At 68.6% G+C, this 23,147-nt stretch carries 22 protein-coding genes, 1 pseudogene and 1 riboswitch; of the genes and pseudogenes, 11 read left to right on the top strand and 12 right to left on the bottom strand.

Annotated features, from left to right (window positions below):
- Positions 1 to 11 precede the first annotated feature (11 nt).
- A complete protein-coding gene (locus tag DMB80_RS11825; RefSeq protein ID WP_420812174.1) occupies positions 12 to 1,100 on the bottom strand; it encodes a UDP-N-acetylmuramate dehydrogenase in 1,089 nt (362 codons plus the stop codon).
- On the opposite strand from DMB80_RS11825, the gene DMB80_RS11820 reads away from it, so the two are divergent.
- From DMB80_RS11820 to DMB80_RS11805, 4 genes are all read left to right on the top strand, one after another.
- Entirely contained in the window at positions 1,088 to 1,594 is a 507-nt protein-coding gene (locus DMB80_RS11820) for a DUF2505 domain-containing protein (protein ID WP_046365121.1), read from the top strand. The two genes, DMB80_RS11825 and DMB80_RS11820, sit on opposite strands and share 13 nt — an antisense overlap.
- Positions 1,595 to 1,601: 7 nt before the next feature.
- Positions 1,602 to 2,390: a class I SAM-dependent methyltransferase gene (locus DMB80_RS11815; RefSeq protein WP_111510017.1), complete on the top strand. Its 789-nt coding sequence runs from the start codon at positions 1,602 to 1,604 to the stop codon at positions 2,388 to 2,390.
- A 54-nt stretch (positions 2,391 to 2,444) separates the two neighbouring features.
- Positions 2,445 to 2,511, top strand: a riboswitch (guanidine-III (ykkC-III) riboswitch).
- A 10-nt stretch (positions 2,512 to 2,521) separates the two neighbouring features.
- A complete protein-coding gene (locus DMB80_RS11810) occupies positions 2,522 to 3,676 on the top strand; it encodes an agmatinase family protein (RefSeq protein WP_111510016.1) in 1,155 nt (384 codons plus the stop codon).
- 50 nt (positions 3,677 to 3,726) lie between these two features.
- Positions 3,727 to 4,548 (top strand): LmeA family phospholipid-binding protein, encoded by an 822-nt coding sequence (locus DMB80_RS11805; RefSeq protein WP_111510015.1) that lies wholly within the window; start codon positions 3,727 to 3,729, stop codon positions 4,546 to 4,548.
- 12 nt (positions 4,549 to 4,560) lie between these two features.
- On the opposite strand, the gene deoC is transcribed toward DMB80_RS11805, so the two are convergent.
- From deoC to DMB80_RS11775, 6 genes are all read right to left on the bottom strand, one after another.
- The gene (gene deoC, locus DMB80_RS11800) at positions 4,561 to 5,232 is read right to left on the bottom strand and encodes a deoxyribose-phosphate aldolase (RefSeq protein ID WP_111510014.1); all 672 of its coding nucleotides are present in this window, start codon (positions 5,230 to 5,232) and stop codon (positions 4,561 to 4,563) included.
- On the bottom strand, positions 5,232 to 5,609 hold the full coding sequence (locus DMB80_RS11795) for a DUF2599 domain-containing protein (RefSeq protein ID WP_073685011.1): 378 nt from the start codon (positions 5,607 to 5,609) through the stop codon (positions 5,232 to 5,234). The genes deoC and DMB80_RS11795 overlap by 1 nt, the downstream gene beginning before the upstream one ends.
- 44 nt (positions 5,610 to 5,653) lie before the next feature.
- Complete coding sequence (locus DMB80_RS11790) at positions 5,654 to 5,935, bottom strand: DUF2516 family protein (protein ID WP_046365116.1); 282 nt, start codon at positions 5,933 to 5,935, stop codon at positions 5,654 to 5,656.
- Between the two features lie 69 nt (positions 5,936 to 6,004).
- A complete protein-coding gene (locus tag DMB80_RS11785) occupies positions 6,005 to 6,637 on the bottom strand; it encodes a heparin-binding hemagglutinin (protein ID WP_111510013.1) in 633 nt (210 codons plus the stop codon).
- Between the two features lie 11 nt (positions 6,638 to 6,648).
- Entirely contained in the window at positions 6,649 to 7,128 is a 480-nt protein-coding gene (locus DMB80_RS11780; RefSeq protein ID WP_111510012.1) for a helix-turn-helix domain-containing protein, read from the bottom strand.
- 95 nt (positions 7,129 to 7,223) lie between these two features.
- Positions 7,224 to 8,549: a DUF445 domain-containing protein gene (locus DMB80_RS11775; protein WP_111510011.1), complete on the bottom strand. Its 1,326-nt coding sequence runs from the start codon at positions 8,547 to 8,549 to the stop codon at positions 7,224 to 7,226.
- Positions 8,550 to 8,632: 83 nt separating this feature from the next.
- Between DMB80_RS11775 and DMB80_RS11770 the strand changes: the two genes are divergently transcribed.
- Positions 8,633 to 9,337 (top strand): TetR/AcrR family transcriptional regulator, encoded by a 705-nt coding sequence (locus tag DMB80_RS11770; RefSeq protein ID WP_111510010.1) that lies wholly within the window; start codon positions 8,633 to 8,635, stop codon positions 9,335 to 9,337.
- Between the two features lie 61 nt (positions 9,338 to 9,398).
- Positions 9,399 to 10,208, top strand: coding sequence for a polyphosphate kinase 2 family protein (locus tag DMB80_RS11765; protein ID WP_420812176.1), 810 nt, complete (start codon positions 9,399 to 9,401; stop codon positions 10,206 to 10,208).
- Positions 10,209 to 10,257: 49 nt separating this feature from the next.
- On the opposite strand, the gene DMB80_RS11760 is transcribed toward DMB80_RS11765, so the two are convergent.
- From DMB80_RS11760 to DMB80_RS11740, 4 genes are all read right to left on the bottom strand, one after another.
- Entirely contained in the window at positions 10,258 to 11,112 is an 855-nt protein-coding gene (locus tag DMB80_RS11760) for an endonuclease domain-containing protein (protein ID WP_111510008.1), read from the bottom strand.
- A gap of 101 nt (positions 11,113 to 11,213) precedes the next feature.
- Positions 11,214 to 12,068, bottom strand: coding sequence for a 3-hydroxybutyryl-CoA dehydrogenase (locus DMB80_RS11755; RefSeq protein WP_111510007.1), 855 nt, complete (start codon positions 12,066 to 12,068; stop codon positions 11,214 to 11,216).
- 74 nt (positions 12,069 to 12,142) lie between these two features.
- Positions 12,143 to 13,435: an isocitrate lyase gene (gene aceA / locus DMB80_RS11750; protein ID WP_046365109.1), complete on the bottom strand. Its 1,293-nt coding sequence runs from the start codon at positions 13,433 to 13,435 to the stop codon at positions 12,143 to 12,145.
- Positions 13,436 to 13,673: 238 nt separating this feature from the next.
- Positions 13,674 to 14,468 carry an acyl-[acyl-carrier-protein] thioesterase gene (locus DMB80_RS11740; RefSeq protein WP_240431136.1) on the bottom strand — a complete coding sequence of 265 codons (795 nt, stop codon included), beginning with the start codon at positions 14,466 to 14,468 and terminating at the stop codon, positions 13,674 to 13,676.
- A gap of 78 nt (positions 14,469 to 14,546) precedes the next feature.
- Here DMB80_RS11740 and ramB point away from each other — a divergent pair, with 78 nt between their 5' ends.
- The 5 genes and pseudogenes from ramB to DMB80_RS11720 all read left to right on the top strand — a co-directional run bounded on the left by ramB (position 14,547) and on the right by DMB80_RS11720 (position 20,759).
- The gene (gene ramB / locus DMB80_RS11735; protein WP_046365108.1) at positions 14,547 to 15,989 is read left to right on the top strand and encodes an acetate metabolism transcriptional regulator RamB; all 1,443 of its coding nucleotides are present in this window, start codon (positions 14,547 to 14,549) and stop codon (positions 15,987 to 15,989) included.
- Positions 15,986 to 16,528, top strand: coding sequence for a carboxymuconolactone decarboxylase family protein (locus tag DMB80_RS11730; protein ID WP_111510005.1), 543 nt, complete (start codon positions 15,986 to 15,988; stop codon positions 16,526 to 16,528). Before ramB ends, DMB80_RS11730 begins: the two co-directional genes overlap by 4 nt.
- A gap of 89 nt (positions 16,529 to 16,617) precedes the next feature.
- Positions 16,618 to 17,682: pseudogene (locus tag DMB80_RS11725) on the top strand (PEP/pyruvate-binding domain-containing protein); the annotation flags it as partial.
- Positions 17,683 to 17,853: 171 nt separating this feature from the next.
- Entirely contained in the window at positions 17,854 to 18,396 is a 543-nt protein-coding gene (locus DMB80_RS28370; RefSeq protein ID WP_205538638.1) for a MarR family transcriptional regulator, read from the top strand.
- 71 nt (positions 18,397 to 18,467) lie between these two features.
- Positions 18,468 to 20,759, top strand: coding sequence for an MMPL family transporter (locus DMB80_RS11720; RefSeq protein WP_240431135.1), 2,292 nt, complete (start codon positions 18,468 to 18,470; stop codon positions 20,757 to 20,759).
- 9 nt (positions 20,760 to 20,768) lie between these two features.
- Here the strand turns inward: DMB80_RS11720 and DMB80_RS11715 are convergent, their stop codons facing one another.
- The gene (locus DMB80_RS11715) at positions 20,769 to 23,141 is read right to left on the bottom strand and encodes a PEP-utilizing enzyme (RefSeq protein ID WP_111510004.1); all 2,373 of its coding nucleotides are present in this window, start codon (positions 23,139 to 23,141) and stop codon (positions 20,769 to 20,771) included.
- Positions 23,142 to 23,147: the final 6 nt, after the last annotated feature.

Raw genomic sequence — 23,147 nt, 5'->3', positions numbered from 1 at the left:
TGCCAGCGTACCTAGAGAGTGCACCCGAGCAGAATCGGTTCGGGTGTGAGATCGATCCCGAACTGCGCAGCGACACCGTCGCGAATGGTCCTGGCCAGTGCGATCACATCGGCGCTCGTGGCCGTGCCGCGGTTGGTGAGCGCCAGCGCGTGCTTGGTCGACAGCCGTGCCGGCGCGTCCGGCCCGGGGTAGCCCTTGCTGAAGCCGGCCCGCTCGACGAGCCATCCCGCCGCCATCTTCACCCCGCCCGGGGCCGGGTAGCGCGGGACTTTTCCGCCCACCTCGTCGGCGATGCGCCGATACTGCTCCTCGGTGACGACAGGGTTGGTGAAGAACGAACCGACGCTCCAGGTGTCGTGGTCTCCCGCGTCGAGCACCATCCCTTTGCCGGCCCGCAGTCCGAGCACCGTCTCGCGCACCCGCTCCGGGTCGGCGCGCTCCCCCGCCGCCACGCCCAGGGCCGAGGCCAGCTCGCCGTACCGCAGCGGCGCGCTGCGGCCCGCGGCGTCGAGCCGGAACTCCACCTCGAGCACCACCGCCACCGGCGCGCCCTTGAGAATGCTTGTGCGATAACCGAATCGGAGGTAGTCCGGCGACACCCAGCGATCCTCGCCGGTCGCCCACTCCAGCAGGCGCACCCTGCTGATCGTGTCGGCGACCTCGGCGCCGTACGCGCCGACGTTCTGCACCGGCGTGGCACCCGTCGACCCCGGGATACCGGAGAGGCACTCCAGCCCGCCCAACCCGTGGGCCAGCGACGCCGCGACGACCTCGTCCCACACGGCGCCCGCCTCGGCGCGCAGCAGCGGCCCGTCGACCGTGACGCCCCGCGTCGCGATGCGCACCACCGTCGGCGGGCGCAGGTCGTCGGCGAGCACCACGTTGGAACCGCCGCCCAGGATCAACGCCTCGGGCCCGACGGCGCGCAGCACCTCGACCAGCTCCTCGGTCGTGGCGCAGGTGATCAGGCGCGGCGCGACAGGCCCGACGCGCAGCGTGGTCAGCGGCGCCAGCGGCACATTCTCGGCGACCGCCACGCCCGCGATAGACGAAGTGACCACGGGCGGTAACGGTAGCGTGGTTTGCCATGCCGCGTTCATTCGACATGGCCGCCGAGTACGGGGGCACCGTCGAACAGGTGCACCGCGCATTCAGCGACGAGCAGTACTGGCTGGTGCGGCTCGATGGCTCCGGTGCCGACCACGCCACCCTCGACGAGATGACGGTCGACGCCGACGGCGGACTGCGGATCAAGACCACGCAGACGCTGCGCGCGGACCGGCTCCCTGCCGTCGTCACGCAGTTCCACCGGGGTGACCTCAGTTTCGTCCGGGAAGAGCTCTGGGCACCCGTCGTCGACGGCCACACCTCGGCCACGGTGACCGGGTCGATCCCCGGCGCGCCCGCCGGGTTGCGCGGGTCCGCGGCGCTGGCACCCGCCGGGCCCGGGTCACGGTTGGCGTTCACGGCGACCGTCGAGGTCCGGGTCCCGCTACTGGGCGGCAAGATCGAGAACTTCATCGGCCACCAGCTGGTCGACCTGCTGATCGCCGAACAGCGGTTCACCACGGTGTGGATCGCCGAGAACAGCTGAGACGGCGGTGACCGGCTCCCGTCCACTCGGCGCGGTCACACGGGGCACCACAGGACACAACCGGCTGCGGCGCAGCGATCGGTGGCTCGTGCACTCGGCCCGGGTGCGCACCGCACTGCAGAGCGCCGCCGACCCGCTCGTCGTCGATCTGGGTTACGGCGCCCTACCGGTGACCACCTTGGAGCTCGCGATGCGGCTGCGGCAGGTGCGCTCCGATGTGCGCGTGCTGGGCCTGGAGATCGACCCGCACCGGGTCGACGTGGCTCGGGCCGCGGCCGGACCAGGGGTCGACTTCGCGCTCGGAGGCTTCGAACTGGCGGGGCACCGGCCGGTGCTTGTACGCGCGTTCAACGTGTTGCGGCAGTATCCGCTCGACGCGGTCCCCGACGCGTGGGCGGCGATGCGGGACGGGTTGGCGCCGGGCGGGCTGATCGTCGACGGCACCTGCGACGAGCTGGGCCGCCGCTGCTGCTGGGTCCTGCTCGACGCAAGCGCCGCGGTGAGCCTGACGCTGGCCTGCGACCCGTTCGCGATCGAGCGGCCCTCCGACCTGGCCGAGCGGCTGCCCAAAGTCCTGATCCACCACAACGTGCCCGGCCAGCCCATCCACACGCTGCTCACCGCCGCCGACCGGGCCTGGGCCAGCAGCGCCGCCCACGGGGTCTTCGGACCCAGGGTGCGATGGCGGGCGATGATGGAAATGCTTGCCGCGCAGGGACTTCCGGTGACCACCCCGCGGCGGCCGCTGCGCGACGGGGTGCTGACGGTGCCGTGGTCGGCGGTTGCGCCCGTCTGAGAAAGTGCCCGTCTCCGGTGGACAGGTTCTCGCGCGCGTGCTGACAATGGCTCACAGGAGTCGGTGACCCCGCTCCCCGGACGAGGTGCGTCGTACCCGGTCAGCGACAAGACGGCGCAGGAGGAGCACTCATGTCCGACATGCCCGCCCCCGATCCGAGTCTGACCAACGCCGAAGGCGCCTGGGCACAGCAGGCCGAGGCCCGACTGGGCGACCGGCGGCTGCGCGAGGAGATCGACCGGGGACTCAGCTTCGGCCTGGAGGCCGCCCCGACGATCAACGACCGGAGCATCTCCACGTTCGTGCGCGGCGAGAAGCCACACTTCGCGGGCGAGCGCGGCACCTTCCTCAAGTGCCCGTTCATCGAAGACGTGAACGAGGTCGACGACGCCGAGGTCGCCATCTTCGGCGTCCCGCTCGACGCCGGCGCCACCTACCGTCCCGGCACCCGCTTCGGCCCGCAGGGCATCCGCCGCTCGACCAACCTGTTCGGCACCTACAACTACGAGACCGGCGTCGATCTGCGGGAACAGCTCAACATCGTCGACATCGGCGACGTCTTCACGATCCCGGGCAACCTGGAGAAGTCGTTCGACCAGATCAGCCAGGCGATGGCCCACGTCGCGAGCAAGGGCGTCATGCCGATCGTGCTCGGCGGAGACCACTCCATCGGCTTCCCGACCATCCGCGGTCTTGCGCCCTACATGGACGGCAACATCGGGATCATCCACTTCGACCGTCACGTCGACACCCAGGAGACCGACCTCGACGAGCGGATGCACACCACCCCGTGGTTCCACGCCACCAACATCAAGAACGCCCCCGCGACCAACCTGGTGCAGATCGGGATCGGCGGGTGGCAGAGCCCACGCGAGGGTGTGCAGGTGGGCCGTCAACGCAAGTCGACCGTGATGACCGTCGGCGACGTGGAGCGGGTGGGCATCGAGAAGATCGCGGAGATGGCGCTCGAGATCGCGTGGAAGGGCGCCAAAGCGGTCTACCTGTCGTTCGACATCGACGTGATCGACGCCGGTTTCGTGCCGGGGACCGGCTGGCCGGAGCCGGGCGGCCTGCTGCCCCGCGAGGCGCTCAACCTGGTCAAGATGATCTCCGAACCTGGCCTGGCAGGCATCGAGGTGGTCGAGTGCTCACCGCCGTATGACTGGGCCGAGCAGACCGCGCTGCTCAGCTCCCGCGTGATCCTGGACAGCCTGGCCGCCCAGATCAACTCCGGGAAACTCGGCAAGAAAGCCGCCAAGGCGAACCGCCCCGCCTGGGGGCCGTAGCCGCACGGCTGCTCAGGTTGTGCTCACGTCGGTAGGGCAGAATCTGCGGGATGACCGATCCCTGGGCCCGTCCGCAACCGCAGCCCGGCCCACCGTCGCCACCCCCGCAGAAAGGTTCGGCGTTGCCGGCGAAGCTCACGAAGTTCTTCAGCGATCCGCTGTCCATCATCCTGACCGCGGTCATCGTCGTCGCACTGGTGCTGGCCTGCCTGCTCGGCGGCGAGCTGTATGCGCGCAACCGTGCCGACACCGTGGTCGCCTCCACCGTGGAGTGCGTGGTGCAGGACAAGGCCACGGCGTCGTTCGGGGTGCTGCCGCCGTTCCTGATGCAGCACATGTCCGGGCACTACACGAACATCCACATCGAGACCGCGGGCAACCAGGTGCGCGATGCCAAGGGCATGAAGCTCAACCTCGACATCGATGACGTGCGCCTCCAGGACAGCGCGAACTCGAGCGGAACGATCGGCTCGCTGGTGGCCACCATCGACTGGTCGTCGGACGGCATCAAGCAGACGATCCAGGGCGCCATTCCGCTGATCGGCAGCTTCGTCTCCGGCGTCACCACCAACGCCAACGACGGCACGATCGAGCTCGAGGGCGCGTTGGGCAGCATCACCGCCAAGCCGCAGGTCGTCGACGGCTCCATCTCGCTGGCCGTGCAGCAGGTGACGGGCCTGGGCTTCACGTTGCCCCGCGAATCGGTGCAGCCGGCGCTGGACGCGTTCACGGCGACGCTGACCAAGAACTACCCGCTGAACATCAAGGCCGACTCGGTGTCGGTCACCGACAGCGGTGTGCAGAGCCGACTTTCGACGCAGAACGCGACGATGCCCAAGCAGACCGACGACCCCTGCTTCGGGAAGTTCTGAGCCGGGCCGTTCTCACCCCAGGCCGTCGAGAACCGCGCGAGTCCCGGACAGCCCGAGCCGCGTCGCACCGGCGTTCAGCATCGCCGCGGCATCGGTGGCCGACCGGATGCCGCCGCTCGCCTTGACGCCGAGCCGGCCACCGACGGCGGCGGCCATCACCTCGACGGCCCGCACGGAGGCGCCGCCCGAGGGGTGAAACCCGGTGGAGGTCTTGACGAAGTCGGCCCCGGCGTCCTCTGCCACCCGGCACACATCGGTGAGCAGAGGCCACCCGCCGAACTCCACCAGCGCCGACGATTCGACGATCACCTTCAGCACCGCGCCGGGCGCTGCATCCCGTACCGCGGCGATATCGGCCCGCACCACGTCGAGCTCGCCGCCGATCGCGGCGCCGACGTCGATGACCATGTCGATCTCGGCTGCGCCGCTCTCGACCGCGACCGCGGCCTCATGCGCCTTGATCACCGAAAGGTGTTTGCCTGACGGGAAACCCACCACAGCAGCCACCGCCTGGCCCGCGGCCAGCGTGAGTGCCGTCGGCACGAACGGTGGCGAGACGCACACCGCGTACACGCCGAGTTCGACGGCCTCGGCGAGCAGCGCGACGATGTCGGCTTCTGTCGCTTCGGGTTTGAGCAGCGTGTGGTCGACGACAGCCGCGACGTCAGCGCGCGTGTAGCCCATCAGAACGGTTCCTCGGTGCCGCCGGGATTGCACCGGGCGGCGATCATCTCGTCCGGGCTGACCTCCGGCCGCCACGGCTCCAGATTCCAGCTCACCTTGCCGGGCTCGGCGATCTCGGCGAACCGCCAGTGGCAGATGAACTGCTCCTTCATCCCCGCGATCGCGGCGTCCGGCGACAGCGCGAGCACCTCATTCCATGCTTCGTCACCCTGCGCCGCGGTGCCGGGCCGGCCCGAGGTGTCGCGCCCGGCCGGTGTCGGATACACCCGCAGGCTCGACAGATCACCCCATTTGGCCCAGGTGACGTGGTCGACGTAGGGCGGCGGCTGCAGCACGGGCGCCGCTGAAGCATGCGGCGCATCCGGGGCGAATGCCAGGGCCGAGACGGCGAGGCAGCCCGCGGTGAGGAGGACGCGTCGCACTAGCGCGACTTCCCTTGCACCTCGAGGATTTTCGGTCGGACGTCGACCAGATACACGCCGGCGGCGACAGCGGCGATCGCGACGCCGGTGATGCCGAGCACCAGAGCCAGCAGACCGGCCACGCCCAGGATCACGAGCCAGACCGGCTTGGTCAGCTTGTCGGCCGCCGGGTAGGCGTCGGTGCGCTGGATCGCCGCGTGGACGAACGCATAGGCCGTCGTCGCCAACACGGCGATCTGCAACGCGAAGAGGACGTAACCCACAAGGCCTTGGAGCTCCACGCTCGACAGCCTAGGCGGGTTACGTCCCCTTTTCGACTTCCCTGTCGGGAGTCGGCCGTACTTCTGGGCTTACTTCTGGGTGACCTTCTTGGCCGGAGCCTTCTTGGCCGGGGCCTTCTTGGCGGGAGCCTTGGCCGGGGCCTTCTTGGCCGTAGCCTTGGCCGGGGCCTTCTTCGCGGCTTCCTTCACCGGCTCGGCGGCCGATTCGGCACGCTTGGGCAGCTCGACGCCGACCAGCTTGGCGGCCCGCTCGCCGACCGCGCGGGTCTGCGTGGCGACATTGCCCAGCGCTTCCTGGGTCAGCTCCACAGCCTGGTCGGTGTACTCCTCGACCCGGCTGGCGGCGCTCTCGAGGGCCGGCTGGCTGCGCAGGCGCTCCAGGGCGGCCTCGCCGCGCTCGATCAGCTTGGTGTAGGCGGACTGCGCGTTGTCGGCGTAGCTCTCGGCGAACTTGCGCAGTTCGTCGGAGTTCAGCTTCTCGCGGATGTCACCGAGCTGCGCCGGCAGGTCTTCCTGCAGCTTGGTGATGCGGGCACGGCTCTCTTCGACGCGGGTCTCGGCGTCGGAGCGGGCGTCGCCGGCGCGCTCGCGCAGCGTCGCGACGATCTCGTTGACGCGCTCGAGCGCGAGGTCCGCAGCGCCGACCGCGGCGAGCAGCGGGGCCTTCAAGTCTTCGACGTCGAGCTGGTTCTTCTCAGCCATGATGGTTCCTTTCAGTGAGTGACAGAGGTCTGAGGTGATTCGTGAGGTGATTCAGTGATCTGCAGGCGGTTCTGCTCGTCTTCGGATGGGGCGTGCTCCGCCTGGGCGGCCGCCTCGAGCAGTGCCGCCTCGTTCTGCTGACAGAACGAGGTGTAGATGTCGAGCAGCACCTGCTTCTGCCGCTCGTTGATCGCCGTGTCGGTGATGATGGCGTCGCGCACCTGGTTCGTCTCACTGGGCTCGAGGATTCCGGCCCGGATGTAGAGCACCTCCGCCGACACCCTCAGCGCTTTGGCGATCTGGTTCAGAACGTCCGCTGAGGGTTTGCGCAATCCCCGCTCGATCTGGCTGAGGTAGGGGTTGCTGACACCGGCCTTCTCGGCGAGCTGGCGCACCGAGACGTGCGCGGCCTCCCGCTGAGATCGGATGAAGCTGCCGATGTCCGAAGCGGCGTTGGTGACGACCGCGGCGAGGTTCTCGTCCTGTGCCATGGCTCGCCTCCTTCGCTGCCGTGGGTATCCGAAATGACCGACGATTCCACGGTACGACGGAGTGCTAACTTTTGCAAGCACTCAGTTAGCGCAGGTCAGAACAGTAGCTGCGCGATCGTGTAGATGACGAGACCGGCCAGCGAGCCCACGACGGTGCCGTTGATCCGAATGAACTGCAGGTCACGACCGACGTGCAATTCGATGCGTCGGCTGGCCTCGTCGGCGTCCCAGCGCTCGATCGTGTCCGTGATGATCGTTGTGATCTCCGCCCCGTACTGGCTCACCAGGTGCTGGGCCCCGCGCACGATCCAGTTGTCCGCTTTCACCCGCAGATCGGTGTTGTCCCGCAAGGACTCCCCGATCCGGACGACGGTGTCGGCGATACGGGCTCGCAGCGTCGAGGAGGGGTCTTCGACCGACTCCAGAATGATGCGCTTGGCCGTCGTCCAGGCGGTCTCGGCCGCCCGCGCCACCTCGTCACGGGCCATGATCTGCTCTTTGACGTTCTCGGCCTTCTGGATGGTCGCCTCGTCCTTCTGCAGATCCTCGGCGAACTCGAACAGGAACTTCGTCGCCGACCTGCGCAGCTCGTGATCGGGGTTGCGGCGCACCTTGTCGGTGAAGTCCATCAGCTCGCGGTGGATGCGGTCTCCGACCACGTGATCCACCCAGCGCGGCGACCACGTCGGCGAATCACGTTCGATGACGCGCTCGATGACCTCGCCGGCCCCCAGCGACCACTGGAACGCCCGGTCGGCGAGCAGCTGCAGCAGCGCCTCCTGTCGCCCCTCCTCCAGCAGCGACGACAGCACCCGGCCGATCGGCGGCCCCCACTGCGGCTCGGCGATGCGCTTGACGATCATCCGGTCCAGCACCTGCTGGACATCCTCGTCGCGCAGCATCTCCACCAGCACCCGAAGCGCCGTCGACGCTTCGGCGGCGACCCGCTCGGCATTCACCGGCTCCGCCAGCCACTTGCCGGTCCGGCTGGCCACATCCGCGTCGCGCAGCTTGGTCTCGACGTTCTCCGGGGACAGGAAGTTCTCTCGGACGAACGTCGACAGACCCTCGCCGAGCTGGTCTTTCTTGCGCTTGATGATCGCGGTGTGCGGGATCGGCAGGCCCAGCGGGTGCTTGAACAGCGCGGTCACGGCGAACCAGTCGGCCAGCGCGCCGACCATGCCGGCCTCTGCGGCTGCCCGGACGTAGCCCACCCACGGCGCCGCGCCGTGGGACTGCGCCCACGTGCACACCAGGAAGACCACCGAAGCGCCGATCAGGAAACTGAGGGCGACGGCTTTCATACGCCGCAGCGCGCGCCGGCGTTCTTCGTCGGCGGGCGAATCCACTCCGGCGAGTTTCTCGGCGAAGCTCGCACGGGGGCGCTGCCCGGCGTCGGGGACGTTCACTCGATGAGCCACGCCTTCATCTTCCCTGCGCGGGCAACTGCGAACCGTCGACCACCGTATTATCGACGAGGACGAGGGAACGGATCACCGCGAACGTGGCACAACAACTCCCGCCGGTGGCGGCCAAGACCGATGGGCGCAAACGACGCTGGCATCGGCACAAGGTCGAGCGCCGCAACGAACTCGTCGACGGCACGCTGGAGGCCATTCGCCGCCTCGGCAGCAACGTCAGCATGGACGAGATCGCCGCGGACATCGGGGTGTCCAAGACGGTGTTGTACCGCTACTTCGTCGACAAGAACGACCTGACCACCGCGGTGATGATGCGCTTCGCGCAGACCACACTGATCCCCAACATGGCCGCCGCGCTGTCCTCGAACCTGGACGGGTACGCCCTGACCCGCGAGGTGATCCGCGTCTACGTCGCAACCGTCGCGGCCGAGCCGGAGCCCTACCGGTTCGTCATGGCCAACAACTCGGCGAGCAAGAGCAAGGCCGTCGCGAACTCCGAGGCGATCATCGCCCGCATGCTCGCGGTGATGCTGCGCCGGCGCATGGTGTCGGTCGGCATGGACACCGGCGGCGTCGAGCCGTGGGCGTATCACATCGTCGGCGGGGTGCAGCTGGCCACGCACTCCTGGATGTCGCATCCGCGGATGAGCGCCGACGAGCTGATCGACTACCTGACGATGCTGTCCTGGAGCGCGCTGTGCGGCATCGTCGAGGTCGGAGGGTCGTTGGAGAGATTCCGCTCCGACGATCATCCTTCCCCGGAACTACCGACCCGCCTGCTTGACTAGACCGGTGAGCGAGCCCCTGGAATTCCCGTCGCTGTGGTCGCACGAACCGCACTCCCTGCTGATGTTCGGACCCGGTGACCGGGTCGCCGACATCGACGCCAACGCAACGCCCGGGTTCAGCGGCACCAAAGCCGATGCGCCGACCCTGCAGGAAGAGCGCAACGTCCGGTTCGCCGAGCTGCAGGAGATGCTGTACGCCAACAGCCGCTCGGGTGACACCAGGTCGGTGCTGCTGGTGCTGCAGGGCATGGACACCGCAGGCAAGGGCGGGATCGTCAAACATGTTGTGGGCGGCTGCAATCCGCAAGGCGTGCAGTACCGCAGCTTCGGCAAGCCGACCGCCGAGGAGCTGTCGCACCACTACCTGTGGCGCATCCGCAACGCGCTGCCGACGGCCGGCCACATCGGCGTCTTCGACCGGTCCCACTACGAGGACGTACTGATCGTGCGTGTGCACAACCTGGTGCCGCCCGAGGTGTGGGAGCCCCGCTACGACGAGATCAACGCATTCGAGCGGGAACTCGTGGACAGCGGGACAGCGTTGGTGAAGGTCGCGATGTTCGTCTCGCTCACCGAGCAGAAGAAGCGGCTGGCCGAACGCCTGGAGCGGCCGGACAAATACTGGAAGTACAACCCCGCCGACATCGACGAGCGATTGAAGTGGCCGGCCTACGAGGAGGCCTACCAGGCGATGTTGGAGCGGACGTCGACCGACTACGCGCCCTGGCATGTGGTTCCGTGCAACAAGAAGTGGTACAGCCGGCTGGCGATCACCGAGTTGATGATCGAGGCGCTCAAGCGGCTGAACATGTCGTGGCCGCCGCCGGACTTCGACGTGGCGGCGGAGAAGAAGCGGCTGGCGAAAGCGTAGCTTTTGGCGCCGAGTGCACGGGTTGTGACGAAGTCTCTCGCCGGTTGCGTCATAGTGCGTGCATTCGTGGGAGAAGCGCTGCCCTCACCCGTGCGACTACAGCGGCAGGATCGCCCATGTGCCGCGCGCTGACCCGAACGATCGCCCAGCCGTGCGCGGCAAGGAATTCCAAGCGGTTGATGTCCTCGGCGTGCGTTCGAGGGTCCGTCCAGTGCTGCTGGCCGTCGTATTCCACCCCGACGCCGTACTCGGGCCAGCCGATGTCGATACGGCGGATCACCCTTCCGGCCTCATCGACGATCGGCACCTGAGTTCGCGGCCGAGGAAAGCCGGCCCGGACGAGGATCAGGCGGAGCCTGGTCTCCTGGGGTGATTCGGCGCCGCCGTCGACCAGTGTCATGACCTGCCGGAGGCGGCGGATTCCGCGGGCGCCGGGATGACGGGACGCGACGACGGCCACGTCGTCGACCGGAACTCGGGTGGCGTTGAGAAGCGCGTCGATGCGAATCACCGCCTCATCGCCGTCGATTCGACGACCGATGTCGAAGACCGTGCGCGCCACGGTCGTGCAGTCGATGCTCTGTACGAGACATACTTCGTCGTCGAGCAGGGCGTCACGGTAGATCGCTATGCCCGGTGGGCTTCCGCATCGCACGCGGGTGAGCTCGGCCGGGCCTTCCGTGGGTAGCCAGCGGGAGCCATGCATCGCGGCGGCCGACAGGCCCGCCAGGGTGGCGCTGCGCCGCGACCAGAGCCAGGCCGCATACGCGCGGTCGTGTGCCGTCAGCGTCATCCGTGTCGGCGCATAGACGTTGTGGTGGAGCTGGACGTATCTGCGGCGCAGGTCATGGCGTGTCACGGTGCCGGCGGCGAGTGCTTCCGAGCCCACGATGATGTCGTGCACACCGTGTTAGGCGCGTGGAGACCCCGTTTGGTTCCCGAGCGCACGCATTCTGATGAGAAGAGTGGGAGAACCCGTCATAAAGCGTGCACTGGGCGCCCGGCTCAGTAGGTGTAGAAGCCCTGGCCCGTCTTCTTGCCCAGCTGGCCCGCCTCCACCATCCGCTGCAGCAGCGGCGGCGGCGCATAGTGGGCGTCCTTGTACTCGTCGTACATCGAGTCCGCGATCAGCTTCATGGTGTCGAGCCCGATCAGGTCCGAGAGCCGCAGCGGCCCCATCGGGTGTGAGAGCCCCGCGACGACGGCCGTGTCGATGTCCTCGACGCTGGCCACCCCGGCCTCGGCCATCCGGATCGCCGACAGCAGGTACGGCACCAGCAGCGCGTTGACGATGAAGCCCGAGCGGTCGCCGCAGCGAACCACCTTCTTGCCCAGCGTCTCCCCCGCGAACTTCTCGACCCGCGCGATCGCCTCGTCGGAGGTCACCAGTGTGTTGATCACCTCGACCAACGGCAGCACCGGCACCGGGTTGAAGAAGTGCAGCCCCAGCACGCGGCTCGGATTCTTGGTCGCCGCAGCGATTTTCATGATCGGGATGCTCGAGGTGTTCGACGCGAGGACTGCGTCGGGGTCGGTGACGATCTCGTCGAGCTGGGCGAAGACCTTGGCCTTGACGGCCTCGTTCTCGACGATGGCCTCGATCACCAGCTGGCGGTCGGCCAGGTCGGCGAGGTCGCTGGTGTAGACGAGCCGCGCCTGGGTGATCTCGAAGTCGTCGGCGGCCAGCTTGCCCTTGGCCTTGGCCCGTTCCAGCGACGCGGTGATACGCGCCCGGCCCGCTTCCACCAGCTCCGCGGACGGTTCGTAGACGACGACGTGCGCACCGGCTTCGGCGCACACCTCGGCGATACCGCCGCCCATCTGTCCGGCGCCGACGACGCCGACTCGTTCGATGCTCACATCTCTCCTACCGTCGCAGCGATGAGCCCCGCCCGGGAAGCCAGGCGGGGCTCATGCTGTCATGCGTCAACGACTCAGTGGAACTGGCCCTCTTCGGTCGAGCCCGCGAGCGCGGTCGTCGACGAGGTCGGGTCCACCGTGGTGGCGATCCGGTCGAAGTAGCCGGCGCCGACCTCGCGCTGGTGCTTGGTCGCGGTGTAGCCACGCTCTTCGGCGGCGAACTCGCGCTCCTGCAGCTCGACGTAGGCGCTCATCTGGTTGCGGGCGTAGCCGTAGGCCAGATCGAACATCGAGTAGTTGAGGGCGTGGAAGCCGGCGAGGGTGATGAACTGGAACTTGAAGCCCATCGCGCCCAGCTCGCGCTGGAACTTGGCGATCGTGTCGTCGTCGAGGTGCTGCTTCCAGTTGAACGACGGCGAGCAGTTGTAGGCCAGCATCTGGTCCGGGAACTCGCTCTTGACGCCCTCGGCGAACTTCTTGGCCAGCTCGAGGTCCGGGGTGCCGGTCTCCATCCAGATCAGATCGGAGTACGGCGCGTAGGCCTTGGCGCGGGCGATGCAGGGCTCGAGGCCGTTCTTGACCCGGTAGAAGCCCTCGGCGGTGCGGTCACCGGTGATGAACGGCTGATCGCGCTCGTCGACGTCGGAGGTGATCAGCGTGGCGGCCTCGGCATCGGTACGGGCGATGACGACGGTCGGCACGTCGGCGACGTCGGCCGCGAGGCGGGCCGAGGTCAGGGTGCGGATGTGCTGCTGGGTCGGGATCAGCACCTTGCCACCGAGGTGGCCGCACTTCTTCTCCGAGGCCAGCTGGTCCTCCCAGTGCGAGCCCGCAACACCGGCGGCGATCATCGCCTTCTGCAGCTCGTAGACGTTCAGCGCGCCACCGAAGCCGGCCTCACCGTCGGCGACGATCGGAGCCAGCCAGTTCTCGACCGAGGTGTCGCCCTCGACCTTGGCGATCTCGTCGGCGCGCAGCAGGGCATTGTTGATGCGACGGATGACCTGCGGCACCGAGTTGGCCGGGTACAGGCTCTGGTCCGGGTAGGTGTGGCCGGAGAGGTTGGCGTCACCGGCGACCTGCCAGCCCGACAGATAGATGGCCTTGAGGCCGGCACGCACCTGCTGCACGGCCATGTTGCCGGTCAGCGCGCCCAGCGAGTTGACGAAGTCCATCTCGTGCAGCTGCTCCCACAGCACCTCGGCGCCGCGGCGGGCCAGCGTCGCCTCTTCGACGACGGTGCCCTGGAGGGCGACGACGTCCTTAGGGGTGTAGGTGCGGGTGATGCCCTTCCAGCGGGGGTTGTGGTCCCAGTCGTGCTGGATCTGTTCGGGGGACTTCGGCGTGCCCACGGTCGACTTGGTCATGAGAGGACCAGCTCCTTCAAACTGTTGTTAACGTTCCAGCGTCTTCACCGGACTGCTGAGACGAGGATGCATCACGGCATAACCGCAGGTCCACCCGTTTCGCTTGTAAACTTTCGCCAACGCGCCAGCCGAACTTGTGAAGATTGCGAAGACAGCACCCGGCTGAACCGGTTCAGAAGTTACCGGCCGGTAAACGATCATCGCAGGTCAGTACGCCCGTACTGTTTGGTGGAGCGATTCAGAGCGGGAAGATCGCCGCGACCGCTTTGACCTCGTCGCCGACCGCATATGTGAGCGTTGTAACACTCCGGTCACTGAGCTCAGCGCCAAACTTCTCGGTCGATCCGGCGGGATAGGTGTGCTGCAGGATCTCCAGCTTGTCGCCGAGGGCGACCGGCAGGTCGTGCTCGATGGTCACCCGCAGAGGCACCCGTATCAGCTCGGGATGGGAGTTCAGGTAGTCCTCGACCACCGACCAGTACACCGAGTTGTTCATGTGATCGAAGATGTCGATGTCGCTGACCCGCACCGGGTAGTCGCGGATGGATTCGGCATCGTGCCGCGACCCTGCGGTCAGATAGGCCTTCCACCGCAACCGGCCCTCGCTGGTGGTGCGGCGCAGACCCTCGATGAAGTCGTCGGCGATCCGCGCCGGCCCCTGGGTCTCCCGGTTGATGTTGATCCAGAACGCCTCGGACTCGACCAGTCCGCCCTTGCGTCCTTCGATGCGCACTCGCATCTCGCACCATCGGTTCGAGGTGCCCGAGCACCAGCGACGCAGCCGCAGGATGTCCTTGAAGACGATCGGCTCGATCATGTCGATCATCGTGCGGCGCACGATCCACAGCGGGTGGGTGTCCTCGTAGCCCATCTCGCGCAGCTGATCGGTACCGATGTCCTGGATGTGCCTCGTCGCCGCGTCGAACTTCAACCGGCCTTCACGATCGACGTCGGCCACCCGCAGCGGCCACTCGATGTCGAACACGTCCGGATGCCCGTCGGGCACGGGCATCAACGTCTTGGCCAAGCTCACGAAAGCTGATGATGCCACACAGGCCCAGCGTGCAAATTCTGCGAATATCGGCTTAGCAGGCGGCTACGCTGGTTCGACGTGGCCAAGACATACGTCGGAGCGCGGGTACGGCAGCTCCGCAGCGAGCGCGGATTCAGTCAGGCAGCGCTGGCCCAGATGCTCGACATCTCCCCCAGCTACCTGAACCAGATCGAGCACGACGTTCGGCCGCTGACGGTCGCGGTGCTGCTGCGGATCACCGAGGTGTTCGGCGTCGACGCCACCTTCTTCGCCTCCCAGGACGACACCCGTCTGATCGCCGAGCTGCGTGAAGTCCTGATGGACCGCGACCTCGACGTCGACGTGGGCGCATCCGAGGTCGCCGAGATGGTCGGCGCGCACCCCGAGCTCGCCCGCGCGATGGTCAACCTGCACCGCCGGTTCCAACTGACCACGACCCAGCTGGCCGCCGCCACCGAGGGACGATTCAACGTCGGCGGCGCCAACCCGGGCGCCAGCGGGACGGGGTCGATCTCCATGCCGCACGAAGAGGTGCGCGACTACTTCTATCAGCGGCAGAACTATCTCCACGAGCTCGACACCGCCGCCGAGGAGCTGACGGCCGGGATGCGGGTGCAGCGCGGTGAGCTCGCCGGCGACCTGTCCGACCGGCTGCGGTTCGTGCACGGCGTGCGCATCATCCGCCGCCAGGACCTCGGCGAAGGCGTGCTGCACCGCTTCGATCCCGCCACCAAGACGTTGGAGATCACCGCGCACCTGTCGGTGGGACAGCGGGTGTTCCGGATGGCCGCCGAACTCGCCTACCTCGAGTACGGCGACCTGATCGACAAGCTGACCGACGACGGCCACTTCACCAGCGACGAATCCCGGGCACTCGCCCGGCTCGGACTGGCCAACTACTTCGCTGCGGCGACGGTGCTCCCCTACGCCCAGTTCCACGAGGTCGCCGAGAACTTCCGGTACGACATCGAGCGGCTCTCCGCCTACTACTCGACCAGCTACGAGACGATCTGCCATCGGCTCTCGACGCTGCAGCGGCCGTCGATGCGCGGCGTCCCGTTCTCCTTCGTCCGCGTCGACCGGGCGGGCAACATGTCGAAACGCCAGTCCGCCACGGGTTTTCACTTCTCGTCCAGCGGTGGCACCTGCCCGCTGTGGAACGTCTACGAAACGTTCGCCTACCCCGGGAAGATCAGCGTGCAGATCGCCGAGATGCCCGACGGCCGGGCCTACATGTGGGTGGCGCGCACGGTGGAGCGCCGCGCCTCGCGCTATGGTCAGCCAGGTAAGACGTTCGCGATCGGCCTGGGCTGCGAACTACGGCACGCACACCGGCTGGTCTACTCGGAAGGCCTCGACCTCAGTGGTGACCCCAAGGTGTCCGCGACGCCCATCGGCGCGGGCTGCCGTGTCTGCGAACGGGACAACTGTCCGCAGCGAGCGTTCCCCGCGCTGGGCCGCGCGCTCGACATCGACGAACACCGCTCGACGGTGTCCCCCTATCTGGTGAGGCAGCAATGAGTGCTGGACACATCGCCCCCGGCGGCTTCAAAGAGCTCGGGCCGCTCAACTGGGTGATCGCCAAGGTGGGCGCCCGCGTCATCAGGGCGCCGCGGTTCACGCTGTTCAACGTGCTGGGACAGCACCGCATCCTGTTCCTGTTGTGGCTGCCCTACAGCGCAGCCCTGCTCGGCGCGCTGAGCAAACTCCCGGGACGTGACGCCGAGCTGGTCATCCTGCGCGTGGGTCATCTCCGGGACTGTGAATACGAACTGCAGCAGCATCGCAGGCTGGCCCGTACCCGGGGGGTCGACCAGCAGACGCAGGCCAAGATCTTCGAGGGGCCGGACGCCGACGGGCTGACCGACCGTCAGCGCATCCTCATCACCGCCACCGACGAGTTCGTGATCACCCGCAGTGTCTCGCGGCAGACCTGGGCGCAGCTGGCGACACATCTGACCAAACCCCAGCTGATCGAGTTCTGCATGCTCGCCGCGCAATACGACGGCTTGGCGGCGACGATCACGACGTTGCAGGTGCCGCTGGACTTTCCGAATTGACGGCTGATCCCGCGACGGTCGTCCTGCTCGACGGCCGGGCACAGCCACCCACCGAGCTCATCGGTGCGAAGGCGGCGTCGCTGGACACGATGCGCCGGCTCGGTCTACCCGTCCCCCCGGCGTTCTGCGTGCCGGCACCCGTCTGCACGGCGCGCGGGCCGTTGGCCGACGCCGTCACTGCCGGATTGGCGTGGCTTCGGCAGCAGTCCGGACCTGTCAGGGTCAGCGTGCGCAGCAGTCCCACTGTGTCCATGCCCGGGATGCTCGACACGGTTCTCGACGTGGATCCCGACCCCGATGCAGACGATGTCCTGCCTGCCGTGGAGGCGGTGCTCGCGTCGTGGGACGCGCCGCGCTCGGTCGCCTACCGTCGCCACCGACAGCTCGGCGACGCGGCCGCAACGGCGGTCATCGTGCAGGCGATGGTGTCGGGCGTGTGCGACGACACCTCCGGCGCGGGTGTCGCGTTCAGCCGCAATCCACTCACCGGAGCCGACGAGCTGTTCGGGGAGTGGCGTCGCGGAAGCCGAGGTGACGCGGTGGTGTCCGGCACCGTCGGGAGCGCCCCGCTGCACGTGCTGGCCGGTGAGCTGCCGACCGTCCACGCCGCGCTGGCCGCGGCGGCACGGCTGCTGGAACACCACTACGCAGACATGCAGGACATCGAGTTCACGGTCGAGTCCGGGCAGCTGTGGTTGCTGCAGACGCGCACCGCGACCCGCTCCCCGCGCGCCGCGCTGCGCGTGGCGCTGTCTCTGCACGCGGCCGGTGTGCTCGACGAGACCGAGCTGCTGAACCGGGTCACACCTGCGGACGTGGACGCGGTGCGGGCAAGCGCCCGACGACCGGTGGAGCGTTGCGCACCGCGCGTGGCCACAGGACTGCCCGCGGCACCGGGGGTGGCCACCGGCCGGGCGGTCAGCGACCTGGACGACGCCGTCGACGCGGCCGACCGCGAACCCATCGTCCTGGTCCGCACGACGACCAGCCCGGCTGACATCGCCGGGATGCTGGCATGCGCCGCGGTGATCACCGAGGTCGGCGGTCCTGCCAGCCACGCCGCGGTGATCTGTCGCGACATCGGCCGGCCCGCTGTCGTCGGCTGCGGCCCCGGCACGGCCACGGCGCTCGAGGGCCTGCAGGTCACCGTGGACGGGTCGACCGGCGAGATCTTCGCCGGCACGCTCGACGTCGAATCCTGGCTCGACGCCGACGTCGACGCCGACGTGCGGGCGTATCAGGACATCGCGGCCGGGGCGGATCGTCGCACCGCCGGGGCCGGGCAGCTCCCGGACACCGAGCTGGAGACCCTGCAGCGCCTTCGGATGACCGGCGGCGTGGCGCGCGACGAGCTCGATCCGTCCCGTCACGACGAGCTGGCCGCGGCCGCACTGGTGACCGGGACGACGACCGTCCGCCTGACCCCGCAGGGCCGTGCCCGGCTGGGGGACCTGCTCACGGCCGAGCGGGCGGGCGCCGACTCTGCGGTGCTGGCCGACGTCTACCGCGGTTTCTGCGCCGTCAACGCCGACTTCAAGGCGGTCGTCACCGACTGGCAGCTGCGCGACGGGCGACCCAACGATCACACGGACACCGGGTACGACGCCGCGGTGATCGCCCGGCTCGATCGGATCCACGGCCGGGTCCTCCCGGTCGTCGACCGCGCGGCGGCACAACTCCCTCGTCTGGCGTCCTATCGCGTCGCACTCGAGGACGCACTGCGGCACATCCACGCCGGCGATCGGCAGTGGTTCACCCATCCGCTGATCGACTCCTATCACTCGGTGTGGTTCGCGCTGCACGAGGAGCTCCTCGTCGCAGCCGGCCTGACCCGCACCGACGAGGCACGCGCCGGGCGCGCTGACTGAACAAGACGTGACACAGCCGACATATTCGCCGGTTCCATGACGAAGGCCATGATCAACGCGCACGCTGGGCGGTGACCTCGACCGCCGGCGCAAAGGATTGCCCTCTGCAACGCATTGCCCTGCTGGCCCTTGCGGCCCCGAAGCGGATCATCGCCGTCGCGGTCCTGATCGTCTGCTGCGCCGCGGTGATCGGCCTACCTGTCTTCAAGTCACTGTCAGCCGCAGGCTTTCGCGATCCGGCCGCGCAGTCGTCGCGCGCGGCCGACCTGTTGTCGCAGGAATTCGAGCAGGGTGACCTGCAGCTCGTCTTCACCGTGCGCTCCGAGCAGGGTGCGAGCAGCGCGGACGCACGCCGGGTGGGTATGGAGATCGTCGACACGCTCGACGGGGCGGCCGACGTCGCGGCGGTGACATCGCCGTGGACCGCGCCGCCGCCGGCTGCCCGCGGGCTGATCAGCACCGATGGCAAGACCGGCCTCGTCGTGGCCGGCATCGACGGCGGAGGCACCGACGCCCAGCGGCGGGCCGACGAGCTCGCCCAGGGCCTGGTCGGCACGCGGGAAGGCGTCACCGTGTCGGCCGGCGGGCCTGCGATGACCTACGTGCAGATCAACCACCAGTCCAAGCACGACCTGCTGCTGGTCGAGGGCATCGTCATACCGCTGAGCTTCCTGGTGCTGGTCTGGGTGTTCGGTGGTCTGCTCGCCGCGGCGGTGCCGCTGACAGTCGGGATCATGGCGATCGTCGGCTGCCTGGCGTTGCTGCGGGTGATCACCCTGGCGACCGAGGTGTCGACCTTCGCGCTGAATCTGACCGCGGCGATGGGGATGGCGCTGGCGATCGACTACACGCTGCTCATCGTCAGCCGCTACCGCGATGAACGGCGCGCCGGATCGGGTGTCGACGACGCGCTCGTCGTCACCATGGCGACCGCGGGCCGCACCGTGCTGTTCTCGGCCGTCACCGTCGGCTGTTCGATGCTAGCGCTCGCGCTGTTCCCCATGTACTTCCTGAGGTCGTTCGCCTACGCCGGCATCGGGGTGGTGACTCTCACCGCGCTGGCGGCGCTGCTCGTCACGCCGGCGGTGATCGTGCTGCTCGGCGACCGCATCGACGCGCTGGACATCCGGCGGGGAGCACGCCGGATCCTGCGGCGGCCGCCGCCGCAGCCCCAGCCCGTCGAGCGCAACTTCTGGTATCGCGCGGGGCGCTTCGGCACCCGCCGGGCCGTCCCGGTCGCGATCGCCGCGGTCACGCTGCTGCTGGTGCTCGGCGCGCCGTTCCTCGGCATCAAGTGGGGCTTCCCGGACGACCGCATCCTTCCCGAGACTGCCTCGGCCCGGCAGATCGGCGATCAGCTGCGCAACGATTTCGCCGAGGACACCACACAAGCGGTCACCATCGTCGTGCCCGACACCGCGGCAGTGCCCCCCGCGGAGATGGCCCGCTACGCCGCCGAGCTGTCACGGGTGTTCCGGGTGACGTCGGTGTCCTCGCCGGTCGGCGCCTTCGCGCAGGGCTTGAACGTGCTCGGGCCGTCGGGACCGGCCGGGGTGGCCGGGGATCGCGCCTTCCTGACCGTCAACAGCTCTGCCCCTCTGTTCTCCGCGGACTCCGAGCTCCAGTTGGCGCAGCTGTCGGCCGTGCCGGGCCCGGGCGGCCGCGAGACTCTGCTGACCGGCACCGCGCAGGTCAACCACGACAACGCCGCGGCCATCATGTCGCGGCTGCCTCTGGTGCTGACGGTGATGGCCGCCATCACGTTCATCCTGCTGTTCCTGCTCACCGGCAGCGTGGTGATCCCGATCAAAGCCCTTGTGCTGAACGCACTGTCACTGACAGCGACGTTCGGTGCTCTGGTCTGGATCTTCCAGGACGGCTATCTCGGCGCGCTGGGGACGACGTCGACGGGCACGCTGGTGGCCAACGTGCCCGTGCTGCTGTTCTGCATCGCGTTCGGTCTGTCGATGGACTACGAGGTGTTCCTGATCTCCCGCATCCGGGAGCAGCGGCTCGCCTATGCGACTGCGGGCAATGACGAAGCGGTGGCGCTGGGGTTGGCCAAGACCGGTCGCGTCGTGACCGCCGCCGCCCTCTTGATGTCGATTTCCTTTGCCGCACTGATCGCTTCGGACGTCTCGATCATGCGCATGTTCGGTCTCGGGCTGACGCTGGCGGTGGTCGTCGACGCCACGCTGGTGCGCATGCTGCTGTTGCCGGCGTTCATGCACATCCTCGGTGATGTGAACTGGTGGGCACCGCGGTGGATGGTGCGGCTGCACAGCCGCTTCGGTCTCAGCGAGACCAGAGTCGTCAAGACCGCAGGCCGACATCGGATGCCGGCCAAGCTGATCGGGCCCTAGGCCGGTCCGTCACGCGTCGAGAACGTAGATGGCGCCCGTGGCTCCGTCGACTTCGATGAGCGTGCCGGTCGACAGGCGGGTGGCGCCGCGCGCATCGACGACGCACGGGAAGCCGAACTCGCGAGCGACGACGGCGGCGTGCGACATCGGGCCGCCGAGCTCGGTCACCACCGCAGCGGCGTATCCGAACGCCGGGGTGTAGCCGACGTCGGTGACCTCGGCGACCAGCACCTCGCCGGGCTGGAGGTCGTCGATGGTGTCGGGTCGCACCACGCGCACCCGGCCTCGGACGCGTCCACCACAGATCCCCAGACCCTGCAGTTCTGTCCCCGCTGTCAGTGACTCCGGCGCGGTCGGCTGGGCGTCCCACCGTCCGCTGAAGGCCGGCGGCGGCACGATCGCGGTGAGCCGGGCCTGCTCGGCCCGGCGCCGAGCCACGGACGTCGCGGCGTCGGGCAGGGGGGTGTCGAGCTCGTCGACCAGCAGGTAGAAGACGTCTTCGGGGTCGGCCAGCACTCCGGCAGCCGTCATACGGCGACCCTTCTCCCGGAGCAGTCGGCGCAGCAGCCAGATGGCGCGCACCATCTTGTCCCGTCGATCTTCACGGTCACGTAATTGCCGCGCCGCCAACGCAGCGACCGGACGGACATACGGCGCCACCGCTGTGGGTTCCGGAGGGACGTCGTGTTCGGTGTCCAGCGTGCGGGTCACGATACGCAGCAGAAGCGCGGGATCGTCGGCGTAGGTCGGTGAGCTCATCTCGACCTCTGCCGGACCGCGGTGGCCGATGCGATGCAGCTCGTCGGTGAGCGCACGGTGGAAAGCCGGTGCGCGGCGCTCGATCTCAGCGAGATCGAGGACGGGGCCGTGCAGCAGATCTGCCACCTCGGGGTCGCGCCGGGCGATCGCGGCGAGCCGGCGGATGGCGTCGACCGACCGCGCGCTGGCCACCTCAGGGCCGGCGGGCGGTGTGGTGTCGCGGCCGGTGAGCAACCGCAACAGCACACTGTAGGCCGAGCACAGCATGATCGACGCCGACGCCAGCACCCAGCCGTACACCACGAGGTCTCGGCCGCGACGGATCAGGTCGGCCAGCTGCGGCTCTGTCGCAACCGAAAGATCGTGCTGCACTTCGGCTTCGAAGGCATCGACATCGGCGACGAAGTCACGGGTGTCGCGCACGGAGCCGGCAGAGAGCCCGACGAGGTTGCCGCCGAACACCCCGACATTGCGTAACTGCGCGAGGATCCCGGCACGACCGGCAGGGGGTGCTTCGGACCCGAAGATCGGCAACTGGTGCACGGTGCGGCCGAAGAACTGGCCGAGCACCAGCATCGGATCGGTGAACGGCACCGTCTGGGCCATGAAGTGTGCCGACGTGACCGCGGCGTACAGGCGGTGACCGAACACACCGACTGTGCGGGCGGCGATCTCGCGTTCCACCACACCGCCGGGGCGCAACTGCCGGGCGATGGTGACGCCCCCGGCACGGGCGCCGAGGACCGTCACCGAGGCCGACGACGGGGTGAACGGACCCGGCAGGGCCTCGGACAGGTTGGTCGCGACGAACGCGGGAAAACGAGGGTCGATCGGGGTGTCGAATTCACCGTTGCCGCCCACAGGGCCGGTGAACACCGGCAGCACCCCGTCAGAGGCGGGGCAGTCGACGGCCGGAATGTCGGCCGTGCGCACCCGCGGCAACCGCCACGGCGCGTTCCAGACACGGCCTCCGATGGCGATGCGACCGCGCACGGCCAGCGCGGTGTCGGCGAGGCATGCCGGCGCCGACCACGCGATCGGGCGCTGCGCGCCGTCGAGCACCGGGCAGCCGAGAAACCACTGCGCGAGAGTGTCGCGGCCAGTGGTCCGGGTGGTCGAGCGGCCGAGCGCTCCGGCGATCTCGGCGGGTGTCACGGGATCAGGCGCGGCGAGTTCGATTGTCCCACTGACTTTTTCCGGGCCCACCGCCGCCTGGACGAGAATGCGTAGCACGTCATCGACGTGGACGACCGACAGCGGCGACCCACCGCCGGCAGGCAGCGCTCGCCGAGCCAACAGCGGGACGAGGCCGTCTCCAAGATCCCGCCCGAGCACCAGGCCCGACCGGCAGACCACCGCATCGGGAATCCGCGCCCGCAGAAGCTCCTCGTCTCGTCGACGCCGGGGACCGCTGTAGGCGAACACGAAACGCCCGACACCGACAGCCGCGTCGACAGCCTGGGCGAGCGACGCGTCGTCCGGGCCGTCGAGCCCCGTGCAGTGCACCACGACGTCGGCGCCGCGCAGGTCGGCGTCACCGTCGACCTCATGGCCGACGGTGCGCAGGCGGGCCGCGAGCAGCCGGCCCACCACCGTGTCCGATCCCGAGATGACGATCCTCATCTGCGC

Source organism: Mycobacterium kyogaense, assembly GCF_003254575.1.
Classification (GTDB): domain Bacteria; phylum Actinomycetota; class Actinomycetes; order Mycobacteriales; family Mycobacteriaceae; genus Mycobacterium; species Mycobacterium kyogaense.
The sequence above is the reverse complement of the archived record's forward strand: the minus strand, read 5'-3'. Positions and strand labels throughout refer to the sequence as shown.